This is a genomic window from Streptomyces prasinopilosus (assembly GCF_001419695.1).
Taxonomy (GTDB): domain Bacteria; phylum Actinomycetota; class Actinomycetes; order Streptomycetales; family Streptomycetaceae; genus Streptomyces; species Streptomyces prasinopilosus.
Window position 1 is genome coordinate 1 of sequence record NZ_LIRG01000732.1, and the last position, 1,120, is coordinate 1,120.

The 1,120-nt window shown below is 69.6% G+C and carries 2 protein-coding genes; one reads left to right on the forward strand and one right to left on the reverse strand.

Going from position 1 to position 1,120, the window contains the following annotated elements:
* Nucleotides 1-36 precede the first annotated feature (36 nt).
* Nucleotides 37-627 (reverse strand): malonic semialdehyde reductase, encoded by a 591-nt coding sequence (locus AOK18_RS25420; RefSeq protein WP_055572614.1) that lies wholly within the window; start codon nt 625-627, stop codon nt 37-39.
* Between the two features lie 235 nt (nt 628-862).
* Between AOK18_RS25420 and AOK18_RS25425 the strand changes: the two genes are divergently transcribed.
* Complete coding sequence (locus AOK18_RS25425) at nt 863-1,075, forward strand: DUF4287 domain-containing protein (RefSeq protein WP_055695844.1); 213 nt, start codon at nt 863-865, stop codon at nt 1,073-1,075.
* The last annotated feature ends 45 nt before the right edge of the window (nt 1,076-1,120 follow it).

A 1,120-nucleotide genomic window follows, 5' to 3' on the forward strand; every position in this document is an offset into this window, starting at 1 on the left:
CGGGGGCCCCGCCGCATGTCGTGGGCGACGCGACGATCAGACGGTGGTGACGACCTCGTCGTACGCCAGGCGCGGGCTGCGCGGGAACCAGGCGTCCTCGCCGGGGCGGCCGATGTTGACGACCATCAGCGGGGTGTGGTCGTCGTCGAGGAACTCCTTGCGGATGCCCTCGAAGTCGCAGCCGGTCATCGGGCCGGCGGCCAGACCCGCGGCGCGCACGCCGACGATGAAGTACGCGGCCTGCAGGGCGGCGTTCAGGGAGGCCTGGCCCTCCCGCATCGAGCGGTCACCGGCGAACAGGTCCTTGGCGCCGGGGAAGTGCGGGAAGAGCTGCGGCAGCTCCTCGTGGAACTCGTTGTCCGCGGAGAGGATGGCGACCAGCGGGGCGGCGGCCGTCTTGGCCGCGTTGCCCTCCGCCATGTGCTGGACGAGGCGCTCGCGGGCTTCGGGCGAACGGACCAGGGTGACGCGCAGCGGCGACTGGTTCATCGAGGTCGGACCGTACTTGACCAGGTCGTAGATGGCCTGCACCTGCTCGTCGGTCACCGGCTCGTCGGTGAACGTGTTGGCGGTGCGCGCCTCGCGGAAGAGCAGGTCCTGGGCGGCGGAGTCAAGAACGAGAGACATGCGTGAACTTTCTAGGGGGAGCGTCGGCTCCGCGCGGTCGGCGCGAAACCCTCGACGGGGAAAACGGTACGACAAGGAAGTTCAAAGTTCAACAAAAGGTGGAGTGCGGTGGTCTGCCTCACAGGGAACCGTATCCGAGTGACGCACGCCACACCGGTTCGTCGATCACTTCGCCGGTCGTCCGCGGTCTCACGAGCAGTACGCCGCCACCCACCGGAGAGGGGACCACCCCGACATGACCGACGCAGTCAAGGGACCCGCCAGCTACTTCCCGTCGATCGAGAAGAAGTACGGCCGGCCGATCACGGAGTGGAAGGAACTGATCCGCTCCTCGCCGCTCGTCAAGCACGGGGAGCTGGTGGCCTGGCTCAAGACCGAGCACGGCCTCGGCCACGGCCACGCGAACGCCCTCGTCGCCCACACGCTGGCCGAGGACAAGGCCGAGTGACCCCGAGCCCGCCGGAGCGGCTCCGCCCCGGCGGGCCCGGGCCCG

Coding starts and splice junctions, on each gene's coding strand:
- AOK18_RS25425 (WP_055695844.1), top strand. CDS start 863: ATGACCGACGCAGTCAAGGGACCCGCCAGCTACTTCCCGTCGATCGAG.
- AOK18_RS25420 (WP_055572614.1), bottom strand. CDS start 627: ATGTCTCTCGTTCTTGACTCCGCCGCCCAGGACCTGCTCTTCCGCGAG.